Origin of the sequence: Lacimicrobium alkaliphilum, from assembly GCF_001466725.1 — a bacterium.
GTDB lineage: Bacteria > Pseudomonadota > Gammaproteobacteria > Enterobacterales > Alteromonadaceae > Lacimicrobium > Lacimicrobium alkaliphilum_B.
This window is the reverse complement of record NZ_CP013650.1, coordinates 1,920,137-1,937,312: the sequence shown is the minus strand read 5'-3', so window position 1 is coordinate 1,937,312 and position 17,176 is coordinate 1,920,137. Positions and strand designations below refer to the sequence as shown.

12 protein-coding genes are annotated in these 17,176 nt (G+C 52.0%); 6 read left to right on the top strand and 6 right to left on the bottom strand.

What is annotated here, in order from left to right:
• Positions 1-62: 62 nt before the first annotated feature.
• From nirB to AT746_RS08805, 3 genes are all read right to left on the bottom strand, one after another.
• A complete protein-coding gene (gene nirB / locus AT746_RS08815; protein WP_062479311.1) occupies positions 63-2,591 on the bottom strand; it encodes a nitrite reductase large subunit NirB in 2,529 nt (842 codons plus the stop codon).
• Positions 2,592-3,691: 1,100 nt separating this feature from the next.
• Positions 3,692-5,470, bottom strand: a complete 1,779-nt coding sequence (locus tag AT746_RS08810) for a bifunctional protein-serine/threonine kinase/phosphatase (RefSeq protein ID WP_197414350.1) — start codon at positions 5,468-5,470, stop codon at positions 3,692-3,694.
• An 11-nt stretch (positions 5,471-5,481) separates the two neighbouring features.
• Positions 5,482-6,951: a NarK family nitrate/nitrite MFS transporter gene (locus tag AT746_RS08805; RefSeq protein ID WP_062479308.1), complete on the bottom strand. Its 1,470-nt coding sequence runs from the start codon at positions 6,949-6,951 to the stop codon at positions 5,482-5,484.
• An 18-nt stretch (positions 6,952-6,969) separates the two neighbouring features.
• On the opposite strand from AT746_RS08805, the gene AT746_RS19805 reads away from it, so the two are divergent.
• Positions 6,970-7,452, top strand: a complete 483-nt coding sequence (locus AT746_RS19805; RefSeq protein ID WP_156413656.1) for a hypothetical protein — start codon at positions 6,970-6,972, stop codon at positions 7,450-7,452.
• Here AT746_RS19805 and AT746_RS08800 read toward each other — a convergent pair.
• Complete coding sequence (locus tag AT746_RS08800) at positions 7,416-8,513, bottom strand: CmpA/NrtA family ABC transporter substrate-binding protein (protein ID WP_062479305.1); 1,098 nt, start codon at positions 8,511-8,513, stop codon at positions 7,416-7,418. The two genes, AT746_RS19805 and AT746_RS08800, sit on opposite strands and share 37 nt — an antisense overlap.
• A gap of 3 nt (positions 8,514-8,516) precedes the next feature.
• Complete coding sequence (locus AT746_RS08795) at positions 8,517-9,131, bottom strand: ANTAR domain-containing response regulator (protein WP_062479302.1); 615 nt, start codon at positions 9,129-9,131, stop codon at positions 8,517-8,519.
• 765 nt (positions 9,132-9,896) lie between these two features.
• Here AT746_RS08795 and AT746_RS08785 point away from each other — a divergent pair.
• On the top strand, positions 9,897-11,255 hold the full coding sequence (locus AT746_RS08785) for an MATE family efflux transporter (protein WP_062479296.1): 1,359 nt from the start codon (positions 9,897-9,899) through the stop codon (positions 11,253-11,255).
• 338 nt (positions 11,256-11,593) lie between these two features.
• On the opposite strand, the gene AT746_RS08780 is transcribed toward AT746_RS08785, so the two are convergent.
• Entirely contained in the window at positions 11,594-12,772 is a 1,179-nt protein-coding gene (locus AT746_RS08780; RefSeq protein WP_062479292.1) for a thiolase family protein, read from the bottom strand.
• Between the two features lie 234 nt (positions 12,773-13,006).
• Here AT746_RS08780 and AT746_RS08775 point away from each other — a divergent pair, with 234 nt between their 5' ends.
• The 4 genes from AT746_RS08775 (at position 13,007) to AT746_RS08760 (ending at position 17,174) form a co-directional block, all read left to right on the top strand.
• Entirely contained in the window at positions 13,007-13,405 is a 399-nt protein-coding gene (locus AT746_RS08775) for a MerR family transcriptional regulator (protein WP_062479289.1), read from the top strand.
• Positions 13,402-14,571, top strand: coding sequence for an isovaleryl-CoA dehydrogenase (locus AT746_RS08770; protein WP_062479286.1), 1,170 nt, complete (start codon positions 13,402-13,404; stop codon positions 14,569-14,571). Before AT746_RS08775 ends, AT746_RS08770 begins: the two co-directional genes overlap by 4 nt.
• A 197-nt stretch (positions 14,572-14,768) precedes the next feature.
• Positions 14,769-16,376: a carboxyl transferase domain-containing protein gene (locus tag AT746_RS08765; RefSeq protein ID WP_062479283.1), complete on the top strand. Its 1,608-nt coding sequence runs from the start codon at positions 14,769-14,771 to the stop codon at positions 16,374-16,376.
• Between the two features lie 9 nt (positions 16,377-16,385).
• On the top strand, positions 16,386-17,174 hold the full coding sequence (locus AT746_RS08760) for an enoyl-CoA hydratase/isomerase family protein (RefSeq protein ID WP_062479280.1): 789 nt from the start codon (positions 16,386-16,388) through the stop codon (positions 17,172-17,174).
• Positions 17,175-17,176 lie beyond the last annotated feature (2 nt).

Below are 17,176 nucleotides of genomic sequence, written 5' to 3'. Positions count from 1 at the left end.
TCGGGGTTCATCCCGACAAATTAATTAAGCCTGAACCTGTCTCTGTCGGAATAAATTCCGACCTACACGGTTTCAGTTTTGGCCGGTCTGGTTTTTTCCTGCTCGGTGGCCGGGCGCAACTGGCCCCGTTCTTCCACAAACTGAATATTGACATCGGCGTCATCGGCGTTAACGAACTGACGGAACTGGCGCAGGCTCTGCGGATCGTTGATGGCGCTTTTCCATTCACACTGATAAGTGCCCACCACCTGATGCATCTGCGCTTCCAGCTCCTCACACAGGCCCAGCTTGTCATCGATAATCACCTCGCGCAGATACTCCAGCCCCCCTTCGAGACTTTCCAGCCATACCGAGGTGCGCTGAAGCCTGTCGGCAGTGCGCACGTAGAACATAAGAAAACGGTCGATGTAGCGAACCAGCGTATCGGTATCCAGATCCGTCGCCAGCAGGTCGGCATGGCGTGGCTTCATGCCGCCATTGCCGCCGACATACAGGTTCCAGCCTTTGTCGGTGGCAATTACCCCCACATCCTTACTCTGGGCTTCGGCGCATTCGCGGGTGCAGCCGGATACCGCCATCTTGATTTTGTGAGGTGAACGTAAGCCCTTGTAGCGATTCTCAATGGCAATGGCCTGGCCGGTGCTGTCCTGCACGCCATAACGACACCAGGTACTGCCGACACAGGATTTGACGGTTCTGAGTGATTTGCCGTAGGCATGACCGGTTTCAAAACCCGCTTCGATCAGTTCTCGCCAGATATCCGGTAGCTGTTCCACTCTGGCACCGAACAGATCGATACGCTGACCACCGGTTATCTTGGTATATAACCGATACTTTTTTGCCACCTGACCGATGACAATGAGTTTTTCAGGGGTAATCTCACCCGCCGGCACTCTGGGTACCACCGAATAGGTGCCGTCTTTTTGTAAGTTGGCAAGAAATCTGTCATTGGTGTCCTGTAAGCCGAAGTGCTCTTTACTGAGGATATAGTCATTCCAGTTTGAGGCCAGAATGGAGGCCACCGTGGGTTTGCAGATATCACAGCCCAAACCCTTACCATGACGGGATAGCAACTCGTCAAAGGTGTGGATTTTCTCTACCTGTACCAGATGAAACAACTCCTGACGGGAATAGGCAAAGTGCTCGCAGATATCTTTTTTGACTTCCACACCACGCTCAGCCAGCTCAGTTTCAACCACGGTCTTCAGCAGCCCGGCACAACCGCCGCAGCCGCTGCTGGCTTTGGTGCAGCTTTTCACCCCACCAAGATCACAGGCCCCCTGCTCTATGGCCTGATGAATATCGCCCTTGGTAACATTGTGACAGGAACAAACCGTGGCGCTGTCGGATAGTGCATCGGCGCCGAGCAGCGGCTTACCGGCACTGTCTGGCAAAATCAGCGACTCAGGTTTTTGCGGCAATTCGATACCGTTTAACGCAAATTGCAGCAAGGTATCGTAATCTGAGCTATCACCAACCAGTACCGCACCAAGCAGTTTCTGTTCGGCCTTATCCACCACAATTTTCTTATAAATTCCCTCTGGCTGATTTTCATAGCTATAGCTCAGGGCTCCCGGGGTATTGCCATGGGCATCGCCGATGCTGCCCACTTCAACGCCCAACAGCTTTAATTTGGTGCTCATATCGGCACCGGTAAAGCTAAGATCGCCATCCTGTAAGTGGCTGGCTGCGGCTCTGGCCATCTGATAGCCCGGTGCCACCAGACCAAAAATCCGTCCCTGCCACAGCGCGCACTCGCCGATGGCATAGATCGACGGATCTGAAGTCTGGCAGTGGTCATTGATCACAATCCCGCCCCGTTCACCCAGTTCCAGACCCGCATCTCTGGCCAGTTTATCCTGTGGGCGGATGCCGGCAGAAAACAGCACCATATCCGTTTCCAGTATCTCACCGTCCTTAAAACGCAACTGATAGCGACACTGGCTGCCGGTAGCGATCTCTTCAGTCGCCTTACTGGTATGTACCTGCACACCGAGGCCCTGAATCTTGTCTCGCAACAAACGGCCACCGCCGGCGTCCAACTGCACCGCCATCAATTGTGGCGCAAACTCCACCACATGGGTTTCAAGCCCGAGTTGTTTCAGCGCATTGGCCGCTTCCAGCCCCAGCAGACCACCACCTATCACCACGCCCACCTTGCTGCTGGCGGCACTTGCAGCGATGGCTTCAAGATCTTCTATAGTGCGATAAACCAGACAATGGGGCTGATCACCACCCGGGACAGGCGGTACAAAAGGATAAGAGCCAGTGGCCAGCACCAGTTTGTCATAAGCCAGATGGCGGCCATCTTTGAGCCAAACCTGCTTGTCTTCAGTGTCAATCTTCTCCACCCAGGCGTGGGTAAGAAAATTCACCCCCCAGTCGTGATACTGCGCTTCGCTGGTCAGGGCCAGATCGTCGGCAGTTTTACCATCGAAAAACGCCGATAAATGCACCCTGTCATAGGCCAGGCGCGGTTCACCGCACAACACGGTGATCTCTGCCTGGCTGTTTTGCTGGCTCAGCTGTTCGACAAAATGGTGGCCGACCATGCCGTTGCCCACCACCAGGATCTTATTCGCACTTTTCATCCTTACCTCTTCTGGTCTTTTTAAATTGCCCGCAATCCGGCAACCACTGAGAAAAACAAAAAAAGCCCGCACATCGGTCTGCTTCCGGACGGAAGTAAGACAGATCTGCGGGCTTCGTTGCCCTGCCGTCAGTCAGGCAACGTTGCCTGCTGACTGGCGGTTATGTATTTGTGGTTCTGTACTAACTCTTTTTACTCTTCTTAATGACAGCAAAACCAGTGCCAATACTTTTTATTATTATTTTTCAAAGAGATACATAAAGTCATTGTTGTTTCTATATGCACTGCACGCATTAACAGTGCAATCCTGCTCCCTGGTGGTGCACAACACCTTCAACCGCGAAAAACAGCCCCGTATTCCGCTTCGCTCTATACAGGCTACGCTGATGAAAGGACTGTTTTAAACCTCTGCGCCCCCGCGCCTCTGCGAGATCATCCTGCTTTTCTTTATTTGATCTCGCAGGGGCGCTGAGACGCGGAGATTTAAGGTGTTCTTGTGTTGCCATCTTCGTGCTCTTCGCGTCCTTCGTGGTTGAAGACTTTTAGACCAGTCCAATAAATTGGACCCTACAAAATATTGCTCTTCTCTGCGCCCCCGCGCCTTGGCGAGATCATCCCGCTTTTCTTTATTTGATCTCGCAGGGGCGCTGAGACGCGGAGATTTAAGGTGTTCTTGTGTTGCCATCTTCGTGCTCTTCGCGTCCTTCGTGGTTGAAGACTTTTAGACAAGTCCAATAAATTGGACACTACAAAATATTGCTCTTCTCTGCGCCCCGCGCCTTGGCGAGATCATCCCGCTTTTCTTTATTTGATCTCGCAGGGGCGCTGAGACGCACAGATTTAAGGTGTTCTTGTGTTGCCATCTTCGTGCTCTTCGCGTCCTTCGTGGTTGAAGACTTTTAGACAAGTCCAATAAATTGGACCCTTCTAAGACATTGCTCTTCTTTGCGCCCCCGCACCTCTGCGAGATCATCCTGCTTTTCTTTATTTGATCTCGCAGAGACGCGAAGGCGCTAAGAATATAAACCTTCTCACATCTTTGCTCTCTGTGCCTCCGTGGTTAAATTTCTTTTCATTATGTAATTCGCGGTAGACAGGTTTTCAGCGCAGCGCCCATTGCAGCAATAGCAACAGCCCCAGCAGCAGGCTGACAGACTGCCAGAATTGAACCGGATGCCGTTCTATCAGAGGCATCCTGCGCTGATGCCTTAACAACTGAGGGTTTGGCAGGGTAAGATCCTGCAACAACTCAGAAAATGCCATATAACGATTGCGCGGATGCTTTGCCACAGCTTTTTTCAGTGCCAGGTCGGCCCACAGTGGAACTGATGGCCGCCGCAGACGAAGCGGCTGGTATTGCCAGGTACAACGGCTGTCTGAGTGCTGATGGGCCAGTACCGAGCGCTTAAAGGGCAGTTCACCGCACAACACCTCATACAAAATCACAGCCAGCGAGAACATATCGCTCTGGGCACTGCCTTTTTCACCTTGCAGGTATTCCGGTGCACAGTAATCCAGTGCACCGGGTGGCTGAAGTGAGGTGATATCGGCCGCCATTTCTTCTAAGCCACTGACCTGCACGGCACCAAAATCAATGATTTTCAGTTCACCATCTGCCTGTACCATAATATTCTCTGGCTTAAGATCACCATGTACCATGCCTTGTCGCTGAAAAGCCCGCAGCGCACTGACCAGCTGTACAGCCAGCTTACGTGCCTGTTCCAGTGAAGGATGCGGGTTATCCCGCATCCACTGACGCAGGGTCTGACCGTCTACAAACTCACACAAATGGTATAAAAAGGGACTGTCCGGGGAGGGATAGATTTTCATCACACCCGGATGATCAATTCGCCGCCCTGCCCATTGCTCGCGACTGAAGGCTTCCAGATAAACTGCATCATCGGCGAAGCGGACATCGGGGGTCTTCAGTACCAGCGGCTTTTCCCGGTCATCATGCTCAACCAGATAAAGATGACTGCGGGGGCCGTTATACAGCACCTGACTGACTTTAAAACCATCCAGTGTCATGCCGGGCTTAAGCGCAGGCGGAATCACCTTGCTGGTCAGTTGCCGGAGGGTTTCATTCACATCCTGTCGGGGCAGTTGAGTGACTCTGACGATCAGGCAACTGATATTGTCCTGGCTGCCAGCGGCTAACGCCTGCCTGGCGATCTTTTTTGCCAGCGCTTCCGGGTGGGTCTGCGATTCTTTGAGCAGAGTCTGTAACTGACTATCGGGCAAACAGCCGTATACCCCGTCTGTACACAATAAAAAACAGTCCCCGGCCTGCAGCGCCTCCTGACGATAGTCAATCTCCAGGTGATTATCCATGCCCAGTGCCCGGCTCAGAAAAGAACGGCCTCCGCCCTGATGCAGATTATGATCCTGAGTCAGCTGTTCCAGCTCCTGTTCACGCAGCCGGTAAATGCGACTGTCGCCGATGTGCAGAAAATGAGCAGTGGCAGATTTGCAGATCAGGGCACTGAAAGTGGTTAACATACCCGCCTGCCCCGGTGACTGACGTCCGTGATGGACTAACCAGTTATTCAGTGCCGACAGCACTCTGGCCGCTGCAGTTTTTACCGCCCAGCTGTCAGGTGTACTGAAATAATCCTGAATAAAATGGGTAACACTGAGCTGACTTGCCATTCTGGCCTGCTCACTGCTGCTGACGCCATCGGCGATACAGGCCACGGCCCCCTTTAAGCGGGCCGAAGCACTGTCAGGATAATACGCTGCCAGGGCATCCTGATTATCGGACTTGGCACCGGCCAGGCTGCTACCGCCGAATTCCACTTCAAGCTTATCTGATAACCTGGTATCAATGCTTTGCTGAGCTAACAGGTCTTTGCCATGGGCCGGCGGATTAGCACTCATCATCTGACCTTCGTTCAGGATACAGAGATCAGCTCTACCGAGCCGTCTTCACCAACTTCAGCAATATGGCCTTTAGGCTCTTCCATCAACAACAGCACTGCAAAGCCCATTAATGCGGTCGCCGCAATCACCATAAAAAAGGTGCTGTAGTCCACAAATGACAACACCGTCAGATACACCACTGCACCCACATTGCCGTAGGCTCCGGTCATGCCGGCAATCTGCCCGGTCAGGCGACGTTTAATCAGGGGTACCACCGCAAATACCGCTCCCTCTCCGGATTGTACAAAGAAAGAACATAACATCACCGCAGCGACCGCCAGCGGCAAAGACCAGCTTGCGTTCACATGGCTCATCATAAAGTAGCCCAACGCCAGTCCTGCGGTGAGGATCAACAACACCGGCTTGCGGCCAAACTTATCAGACAGCCAGCCGCCTGCCGGTCGCGACATCAGATTCATAAAGGCATACGCCGAGGCCAGCATACCGGCCATTACCGGTGTCAGGGTAAAGGTTTCGGCAAAAAACAGTGGCAACATAGAGATCACCGCCAGTTCTGAGCCAAAGGTCGCAAAGTACAGCACATTGAGTATCGCTACCTGTTTGAATTTATAGCGATGCAGTTCGGGCACAGGTTGTTTAAAAATACTGTGATTGATCTTCCACACCTGGCGGATCTCGCACAGATACAACAACACCAGACCAATGTAGCAGACCAGACTCAGCTCAGAGCCGACAAGGCTTACTCCCGCTGGCGACAGCTTCCATATCAACAAGGCCAGTGCCGCATACATAGGGATCTTCATGACCAGCAGAAAAAAGAAATCTCCGACACTGGTGACCTCCATGGCGCCACTTTGTTTTGGCTTGAAGTAGGTGGCACCTTTTGGCGTGTCGCTGACACTCATAAAATAAATGACAGCAAAAATCAGACTCATCAACCCGGTTAGGGCGATGGCGTAACGCCAGCCGTTATCCCCACCAAGCCATAATGCCAGCGCAGGCAGGCTGAAGGCCGCCGCCGCCGATCCGAAATTCCCCCAGCCGCCATAAATGCCCTCGGCCGTACCCAGTTCCTGACTGGGGAACCACTCGCTGACCATACGGATGCCAATCACAAAGCCGGCCCCGATAAAACCGAGCATAAAGCGGGCAATGGCCGCCTGAATAAAGGTCTCAGCCAGCGCAAATAAGAAGCAGGGTAAGGAACAGATTGCCAGCAGTGTGGAATAAACAATACGCGGACCGAAGCGGTCCGTTAACATGCCAATGATCACCCTTGCCGGAATAGTCAGCGCCACGTTCAGGATCAGCAAGGTTTTTACCTGCTGACTGTCCAGCCCCAGGCTCGCAGCAATCGCCTGCAACAACGGTGCATGATTGAACCACACCACAAAGGTGATAAAAAATGCTATCCAGGACAGATGCAGAACTTTCATTTTGCCTGTAAAGGATAAAAGGTTAAATCTGTCAGACCCGCTCATACTCGAAATCTCCGTGTTATGACGAATGCACCGCATATTTTTAAAAACCGGTGCCTGCTATCGCCCAAAAAAAAAGCCCATGTTTCTGCTTACACAGAAATCATGGGCTTCGTTGCCTGGCCCGTTACCGGCATCATTGCCAGAAACGGACAAACTAATTGTTGTTCAGCTTTTATGATAAAAGCTGTGTGGGGGCATCTTGTTATTGTCAGCGACCCTGCTGCATCATCTCTTTATTATTATTTTGCAGCTTTTGGCCGCGTAGTTTCCCTTGTGGTTATCGGCAATTCTCATTGGCGACAGTACCCTCCACATTTACGCAGATTAGTTAAAGCACAGGCTGTGCCATGTTTTATTTTTCTTTATTTTCAAAAGGTTACAATTAAATACGGTTTTTATTCTTTCTGGCAGGCTGCTTTGGTAGTGCAAGGTCGCCCTGTTGTTGTGCAGCAACCAGATTGTCCTTATAAAACTGCTGTTTGCACTTGCTGCAACGCCTGAGCGTAAATATCGGCCCGAAATACCTGCTCAGAATCGAGTTGCTGATACTGAGACAATTGTATATGCCCGGCTTCAACCATCTGATTGAGCAAAAAGCGGGCATAGGCCGGATCGGGATTATTGTCGCCCCCCTGCCCGGCACTGCTGAATCGGTTGTAAGCGGGAATCGTTCTGGGATCTAAGCGGTGGTGCACCAGACAACTGCCGAGCAGCGCCGGCGCCACCACATCCAGATCCGCATTTAAATAAGTGACTGAGCTCAGGATCCGCGCTGCTTCAAAGCGATTCGGTACGACTTCCAGCCAGTCACAGGCACGCCTCAGGGCTTTGATCAGTGCCACTGTGGTATCAGGATTCGCCTGCTGCCAGGATTCTGTGATCCCCAGGACTTTCTCAGGTTGATCAGGCCAGATATCACAGGAGCTGACTGCAGTCATACCCAGCCCGGTTCTGACAGCTTTGGCATTCCAGGGACCTCCCACACAGTACCCGTCCACCACGCCTTCATGTAGTGCCGCCACCATACTGGTTGGCGGCAGTACCTGTACTTCCACATCTGTGCCCAGCTCAATATCTGCGTCACTGAACCACTGGCGTAACTGATAGTAATGACTGCTGTAGGCAAATACGGTGGCGAACTTCAGCAACGGCCTGCCCTGGTGCAATCGCTCGTCAATCACAGCCTTCAGCAAACTCGCAGGGAGCGGTAACGGCAGGCTATTCAGTGGCATGCCGTGGAGCTGACAAACTTCCCGGCACAACGCCTCTGATAAGGTGATGGCGTTGCCATTAAAGCTGAGAATAAAGGGCGTGATGATGCTGGCATGATTACCGCCTAAACCCAGCTGGCTGGCCAGCGGCATAGGTGCAAGCATCTGCGCGCCATCCAGGATCCCAACCTGCAGTTTGTCACGCAGGGTAGCCCAGGAATTCTGTTTTCTGAGTACAACATCCAGCCCTTCATCCTGAAAAAAACCAAGCTCTTTTGCCATCACCAATGGCGCACTGTCTGTCAGGGGCACGAATCCCAGTTGCAATTGTGTTTTATTGTTCTGCTGCATCTGTTAGTCCTGTGCGTCAAGTGTGGTGAGAATGGAAAGAATATTGGCGGCCACCTGCTCCATTTTCTGGCCACTGTCCATGGCCATCTTGCGCATGGTGTTAAAGGCTTTAGCTTCACTCATGTTTTTCTTATTCATCAGCAATGCTTTGGCTTTCTCAATCACCCGTCTGGATTCCAGTTTATTTTTGGTCTCATTCAGTTCCTGCTTCAGGGTTTGATATTGCTGGAAGCGGGCAACGGCGGCGTCCAGGATTGAGCGCACCCTGCCACCTGGTACATCGCCCACCACATAGGCGCTGACACCGGATTGCACCGACTGATTGATCAACTGTGAGTCATCCTGTTCACAGAACATCACCACCGGTTTGGGATTAAAACTGGATAAGGTACTGAGGCTTTCAAGAATGTCCCGATCCGGTGATTCAATATCAATCACGATAATATCCGGCTTCAGTTGATCCACTTCCTTAAGCAGCGACGTGCGGGAACTGACCAGGTGCGACACATGATAGCGGGAGCTATCCAGTGCCGAACTAAAGGCTGCCGCCCTGTCCAGATCATCATCGATCAGCAGGATTTCCAGAGCTTTGTCTGCAACAGTGGGCGCTCCGCTCATCGGCAGTATATTCCTCGGTACAACATCACTAGGCCTATGGCTGGTATAAGGCAACAATCGCGCCAGCATAAAAGATAACTTTAAGATCAGCGGGTTATCGGTCCCTACCCATAAAGTCTGCGGATAAACGCCAATATTTGCGGCAGACAGGAAACTGCCAGCACTATTTTGGTGCAACAACTGCACAAGTCAGGCACAAAAAACTTGCTCACGATGGTAAAAGACAAAAATAACCACAGAGATAAATACCTTGAGATCTCTGCGCCCCTGCGCCTTTGCGAGATCGATCTGTTTTTTGTTTATCTCGCAGAGGCGCTAAGACGCGGAGAACAAAAGCCTGATAAACTCTGTGCTCCCTGTGTCTCCGTGGTGAAATCGCTCTTTTTCGTGCTTTCGTGGTTAAAATACATTCGACCACGAGAAACACTAAAGGCACGACAGAGATGGGGTCAACATCCCTTTTCGTGACTTTAGTGTCTGTCGTGTTCAGACCCGTATTCCGCTTCGCTTTATACGGGCTACAGGGTAAATACCTTCAGACCTCTGCGCCCCCGGGCCTCTGCGAGATCAATCTGCTTTTTGTTTATCTCGCAGAGGCGCTAAGACGCTGAGAACAAAGCCTTATAACCTCAGTGTTCTCTGTATCTCAGTGCTGAAAAGTATTCTTTTGTAATCTCAGCCTGTTTTCCAGAGTAAATCACGGGCCGCTTCGGTGTCTTTATGGTATAAATACGGCCCGAAATACTGCTCCCGAATCTGTGATCTATGAGTCTTGCTCACGAAATAAGACAACTGGTGAAACTGGCCTGGCCTTTATTGATTGCTCAGGTCACGCAAACCCTGATGGGTGTATCAGACACCATTATGGCCGGCCGGGTATCCGCTACGGATATGGCCGCGGTGGCTATTGCGTCGAGCATTATTCTGCCCATTCTGTTTTTCCTGCAAGGCATTATTCTGGCCCTTCCGCCTATCGTTTCGCGCCTTGACGGGGCAAGAAAGGTGGAAGAGATCCCTGAAAAAGGCCAGCAAACCCTGTGGCTGTCGCTGTTTATGTCGGTGCCGCTGGCACTGTGCTACTTTTTAGTGCCACAGCTGGCAGAGCTGATGAACATGGAGCCGGAGCTCGAGCGCATTACCCTTGAGTATCTGCAATACATGTTACTGGGGATGCCGGCATTTGCCATCTATCAGGTACTGCGCCAGTACTGTGAAGGCCTTTCGGTCACCCGCCCGTCTATGATCATTATGTTTGTTGGTCTGATGATTAATATTCCGGCTAATTACGTATTTATTTACGGCAAGCTTGGCGTACCAGCTTTTGGCGGCGCCGGTTGTGGTATTGCCACCGCACTGGTATTTACCGGCATGATGGTATGCACCTGGGCCTACACCCACTATTCACGCAAGATGTCACGCTACCCGTTTTTCAACCGCTGGTATGCCCCCAGGCTGTCAGAGATCATGGAGATTGTGCGCCTCGGCCTGCCTATTGCTATGACCATTTTGTTTGAGGTGTCGCTGTTTTCTGTGGTGGCACTGCTGCTGGCTCCCTTTGGGGCACTGATTGTGGCGTCTCATCAGGTGGCACTGAATTTCTCTGCGCTGATGTTTATGATCCCCTTAAGCATTGGCCTGGCCGTGGCCATCAGAGTGGGCTATCTGCTGGGTGAAGAAAAACCCTTAAATGCCAGAAAATCAGTACATGGCGCCTGGATTGTGGGTATCGGCTGCGCCCTTGTGACCGCCAGCATTTCCTTTTTGCTGCGTTTTCAGATTGCTGAGCTCTACAGTAACGATGCCGAAGTGGTACGCATGGCGGCAGATCTGATGTTTCTGGCGGCGGTGTTTCAGTTTTCCGACGCCATACAGGTGATCTCAGGCTGTGCCCTGCGCGGCTATAAAGATGCCAAAGCCATGTTCTATATCAGTTTTCTGTCTTACTGGGGGGTGGGATTAACAACTGGCTGCATTCTGGGGCTCACCGACTGGGTAGTGCCAAAGATGGCTGCCACCGGTTTCTGGATTGGCTTTATCGTCGGCCTGACCAGCGCCGCCATCTTCCTGGGCTGGCGCCTGGCGTATATTCAAAGGGTAAAAGAAGAAGAAATTATCACCGGTTAAAGGTTGATGCTCTGGCAGGGACGCAATTAAAAGCCTTAACCACAGAGCCACGAATAGCACAGAGGATTAAACCGCTTATTTCCCTTTACCTCTCTGTGCCCTTCGTGGCTCTGTGGTGGAATCGCTTTTTTGTTCGTACCTTTGGTGATTTTCATATCTCGTAGCCCGTGATGCAGCGAAGCGGAATCCGGGAAAACTCAATCCCGCAATCCGCTTCGCTCCTTGCAGGCTACACCGCAAAGACGCGGAGAAAGGCATGTAGGTAAAAAGGCGGGATTTCATCTCACCCTCACTCCTTCACCCTTACTCCTCTCCCCTCACACTTCACACCTCACTAACTACAGCATTTCCACTGCGATAGCTGTCGCTTCGCCGCCGCCGATACAGAGTGAGGCGATACCCTTTTTAAGATTCCGGTTTTTCAGAGCATGCAGCAGAGTGACCAGAATCCGGGCACCGGAAGCACCTATAGGATGGCCCAGCGCACAGGCACCACCATTGACGTTGACCTTGTCTGCATCCAGCTCCAGCTGTTTAATCGCCAGCATGGTCACCATGGCAAAGGCTTCATTGATCTCAAACAGATCCACATCGCTGGTCTGCCAGTTAACCTTATCCAGCAGCTTTTGCATGGCGCCAACGGGCGCTACGGTAAAGTTTTCAGGTTCAATGGAATGGGTACTGTGTCCCACAATCCGCGCCATTGGCGTCAGGCCCTTTTCTTTCGCCACCGACTCGCGCATCACCAGCAGTGCTGCAGCACCATCAGAAATAGAACTTGAATTAGCGGCAGTAATGGTACCGTCTTTTTTAAATGCAGGACGCAGATTGGGGATCTTATCCGGCATGGCGTTGCCCGGCCCTTCATCGGTATCTACGGTAATATCCCCCTTACGGGTTGCAATGGTCAGCGGCGTAATCTCATCGGCAAAGGCACCACTGTTGATAGCCTGTTTGGCGCGGGATAAGGAGGTTAAAGCAAACTCATCCATTTGCTGGCGATCGATCCTTTCTTTATCAGCAGTGTCCTGGGCAAAACAGCCCATGGCTTTGCCATCATAGGCATTTTCCAGCCCGTCCAGCATCATATGATCCAGTACCTGGCCATGACCCATACGATAGCCACTTCGCGCTTTGGGTAACAGATACGGCGCATTACTCATGCTTTCCATGCCCCCGGCCACCGCCGTATCAATACTGCCTGCCTTAATCAGATCATGAGCCAGCATCACCGCTTTCATACCCGAGCCACAGACTTTATTAATGGTCGTTACACCGGCAGATAGCGGCAAACCGGCTTTTAAACTCGCCTGTCTGGCCGGAGACTGCCCCAACCCGGCTGGCAGTACACAGCCCATAAACACTTCCTGCACTGCATCAGCATCATGCTTTTCCAGCAGCGCTTTAATCGCCTGAGCACCCAGTTCAACACCACTTAAAGGTGCTAAAGCGCCCTGAAAGCCACCCATGGGAGTGCGTCTGGCATCCACTATCACTACTGCATCGTTATTACTCATCATTAATCCCCTGTTTGTGATCTGTGCTCTGGTCTGAGTGTGTTCTCAGACCAGCTAATCTGGCTTTTGTTGTACAAATTACCCAATACGGGCGCAATGCACCATAAGTCGAACGTACAGCATAATGAACATTTTCACAGGTTGACCAGTTGCTAAGGTCATCCCTGTGTTGACGCCTTGTTACGCTTACTTTACCTTTAGGTTAACTTACAGCTTACGTAAACGTAAAGTGATATGGCCGAGAACCGCACCTACAGCATTGGCGAACTGGCAAAAGAATTTGACATTACGCCCCGATCCATCCGCTTCTATGAAGAGCAGGGGCTGCTGTGCCCTGAGCGTAGTGGCCAGACACGCATCTATCACAATAAAGACAGAGTCAGGCTGAAGCTGATCCTAAGAGGAAAAAGACTCGGCTTTTCACTGGCAGAAACCAAAACCCTGTTTAACCTTTACGACAGTAATCAGAACTCACTGGCACAAAATGAAGTGATTCTGGACATGATTGCCCTGAAGCGGGCCAGCATGCGTCAACAACTGGAAGATATTCAGATGCTGATGAATGAGCTGGACGACCTGGAGAGTCGCTGTCGACTGGAACTGGAACAACTGACAAGAGGAAAACGCGCATGAAAGCCCATTACCCTACCCTGAATTTTGGTCTTGGCGAAGAAGTGGATATGCTTCGCGACCACGTCTATGCCTTTGCCCAGGGCGAGATTGCGCCACTGGCCGAAAGCGCCGATGAAAACAATGCCTTTCCCAACGAACTTTGGCCTAAATTTGGCGAAATGGGCCTGTTAGGTGTCACCGTATCGGAACAATATGGCGGTGCCGACATGGGTTATCTGGCCCATGTGGTGGCGATGGAAGAAATCAGCCGCGCGTCCGCAGGCATTGGCTTAAGTTACGGTGCCCATTCTAATCTGTGTGTTAATCAGATTTATAAAAACGGCAACGACGCCCAGCGGGAAAAATACCTGCCGAAACTGGTCAGCGGTGAGCATATCGGCGCGCTGGCCATGAGTGAGCCAAATGCCGGCTCAGATGTGGTCAGCATGAAGTTAAGCGCCAAAAAACAGGGAGATAAGTACATTCTTAACGGCAATAAAATGTGGATCACCAACGGCCCCGATGCCCATGTGTTTGTGATCTATGCCAAAACCGATGTCAACGCAGGCTCTAAAGGCATTACTGCTTTTATCGTAGAAAAAGACACGCCGGGATTCAGCCAGGCACAAAAACTCGACAAACTGGGCATGCGCTCCTCCAATACCTGCGAACTGGTGTTCGATAACTGTGAAATACCCGCTGAAAATATTCTGGGTGTTGAGGGCGGCGGCGTAAAGGTGCTGATGAGCGGCCTCGATTATGAACGACTAGTGCTCTCCGGCGGCCCGCTGGGCATAATGCAGGCCTGTATGGATGTGGTCATCCCTTATGTTCATGACAGAAAGCAGTTTGGCCAGAGTATCGGCGAATTTCAGCTGGTACAGGGCAAGCTTGCCGATATGTATACCCAGATGAATGCCGCCCGTGCTTATGTTTATACCGTAGCCAAAGCCTGCGATCGTGGTGAAACCACCCGTAAAGATGCCGCTGCGGTGATCCTGTATTCTGCCGAACTGGCCACTAAAATGGCGCTGGATGCGATTCAGTTGCTCGGCGGTAACGGCTATATCAACGAGTACCCCACAGGGCGTTTGCTCAGAGATGCTAAGCTGTATGAGATTGGCGCCGGCACCTCAGAGATCCGCCGCATGCTGATCGGCCGCGAACTGTTTAAAGAATCGGCTTAACTGATATTGCACCACAGAGGCACGGAGAACACAGAGGATTAATGGTGGATTTTTTGTACTCCGTGAGCAATGAATCAGCAATATAGAGTGTGCTTACAAAATGCACCATAGTGATGTCACGAAGAAGTCTCAGAACAGTGATCTAATACACTCTGTGACCTCTGTGTCTCTGTGGTGAATTGAGAAAGGAGAGCCTTGTGCCCCGAATAGAATCAAAAATTAATGCCAAGAGCCAGGAATTTGCCGACAATGCCGCCCATATGCAGACTCAGGTGGACGATCTGCGTCAGCAATTTGCTAACATCAGCCAGGGTGGTGGCGATAAAGCCAATCAGCGTCATACCGACAGAGGCAAATTATTACCCCGCGAGCGCATCGAAGCCCTGCTCGATCCCGGTGCGCCTTTTTTAGAGCTGTCACAACTGGCAGCGCTGCATGTTTATGATGACGATGTGCCCGCGGCGGGCATTATATGTGGTATTGGCCGGGTTTCCGGTGTTGAGTGCATGATTGTGGCGAACGATGCCACCGTTAAAGGCGGCACCTATTACCCGCTTACGGTGAAAAAACACCTGCGCGCCCAGACCATTGCCGAGCAAAACAACCTGCCCTGTATCTACCTGGTCGACAGTGGCGGTGCCAACCTGCCCCGTCAGGATGAAGTGTTCCCTGATCGTGAGCACTTCGGGCGTATTTTTTATAATCAGGCCAACTTATCAGCCGCCAATATTCCGCAAATCGCGGTGGTGATGGGCTCCTGCACCGCAGGTGGAGCCTATGTTCCGGCCATGGCCGATGAGTCCATTATTGTCAAAGAACAGGGCACCATTTTTCTCGGTGGCCCGCCGCTGGTAAAAGCGGCAACCGGTGAAGTGGTCAGCGCCGAGGAGCTGGGCGGCGGTGATGTGCACTGTCGCACCTCCGGGGTGGCGGACCACCTGGCCAACAATGACCATCATGCGCTGAAAATTGCCCGGGATGCGGTAGCACGGTTAAACCGTACTAAGCCGGTATCATTGCAGCTTACCCAGCCTGTGGATCCGGCTTACGACGTCAATGAAATCTATGGCATCGTGCCTAAAGACACCCGCCAGTCTTATGATGTGCGGGAAATCATTGCCCGCGTGGTGGATGGCTCAGAATTCGATGAATTTAAGGCCCTTTACGGCAACACCTTAGTCTGTGGATTTGCACGCATCTTCGGCTATCCGGTCGGCATTGTCGCCAATAACGGGATTTTATTCTCAGAATCGGCACAAAAAGGCGCTCACTTTATTGAGCTGTGCGCCCAGCGCAAAATCCCGCTGGTATTTTTGCAGAATATCACCGGCTTTATGGTGGGCAAACAATACGAAGCCGGCGGCATTGCCAAACATGGCGCGAAAATGGTGACCGCCGTGGCCTGCGCCAAAGTGCCCAAATTTACTATTCTGATCGGCGGTAGTTTCGGTGCCGGTAACTACGGCATGTGCGGCCGAGCGTACGACCCGCGCTTTTTGTTTATGTGGCCCAATGCCCGCATCTCGGTGATGGGCGGCGAGCAGGCTGCCGGTGTGCTGGCTCAGGTTAAACGGGATCAAAAAGCCCGCAAAGATGAAGACTGGAGTGAAGCAGAAGAAAAGGCCTTTAAACAGCCGATTATTGATGATTATGAGCGCCAGGGGCACCCCTACTACGCCTCAGCCCGCCTATGGGATGACGGCGTGATTGATCCCGCCGATACCCGTACCGTGCTTGGCCTGTGCCTTTCAGCATCGTTGAATAAACCTATAGAGGACACCCGTTTCGGGGTGTTCCGCATGTAAGGAGGCCCCATGTCAGATATTTTATATGAAGTGGATAAACGCGGGGTGGCCACCGTTACCCTGAACCGGCCTCACAAACATAACGCCTTTGACGATGTACTGATCAAAGAGCTCACCGGGCTGTTTAAGCGCGCCGGTGATGACAATCAGGTGCGGGTGCTGGTACTGGCCGCCAATGGTAAGAGTTTCTGTGCCGGCGCCGATGCCAACTGGATGAAACGCATGGCCGGTTATAGTTTTGAAGAGAACGTAGCCGACGCCAGGGCCCTGGCCACCATGCTACATACCTTAAATACCCTGCCTAAGCCCACAGTGGCAAAGGTTCAGGGTGCTGCCTTTGGCGGTGCGGTGGGACTTATTGCCTGCTGTGATATGGCCATTGGCAGCAAAATGAGCAAGTTCTGTTTAAGCGAAGTCAAACTGGGCCTGATCCCGGCGACCATCGCCCCTTATGTGATTGACGCCATCGGCAAACGCATCGCTCGGCGTTATTTTACCACTGCCGAAGTGTTTTCTGCCCGCCGCGCCCGGCGCTTAGGCCTGCTCAGCGAAGCGGTCACCGAAGAAGAGCTGGACAGCACAGTAGAAGAGCTGATCGAACAATTATTGAAAAACAGCCCTGATGCTGTCAGTGCCGCCAAGCAACTGATCTTCGATATTGCCGATCACAAAGATGACGACGAAGAGCTGATGGAAAAAACCAGCCTGCGTATCGCCACTATCAGAGTGTCAGAACAAGGGCAGGAAGGCCTCAGCGCCTTTCTGGAAAAACGCCGCCCCAACTGGATCCAGGAGTAATT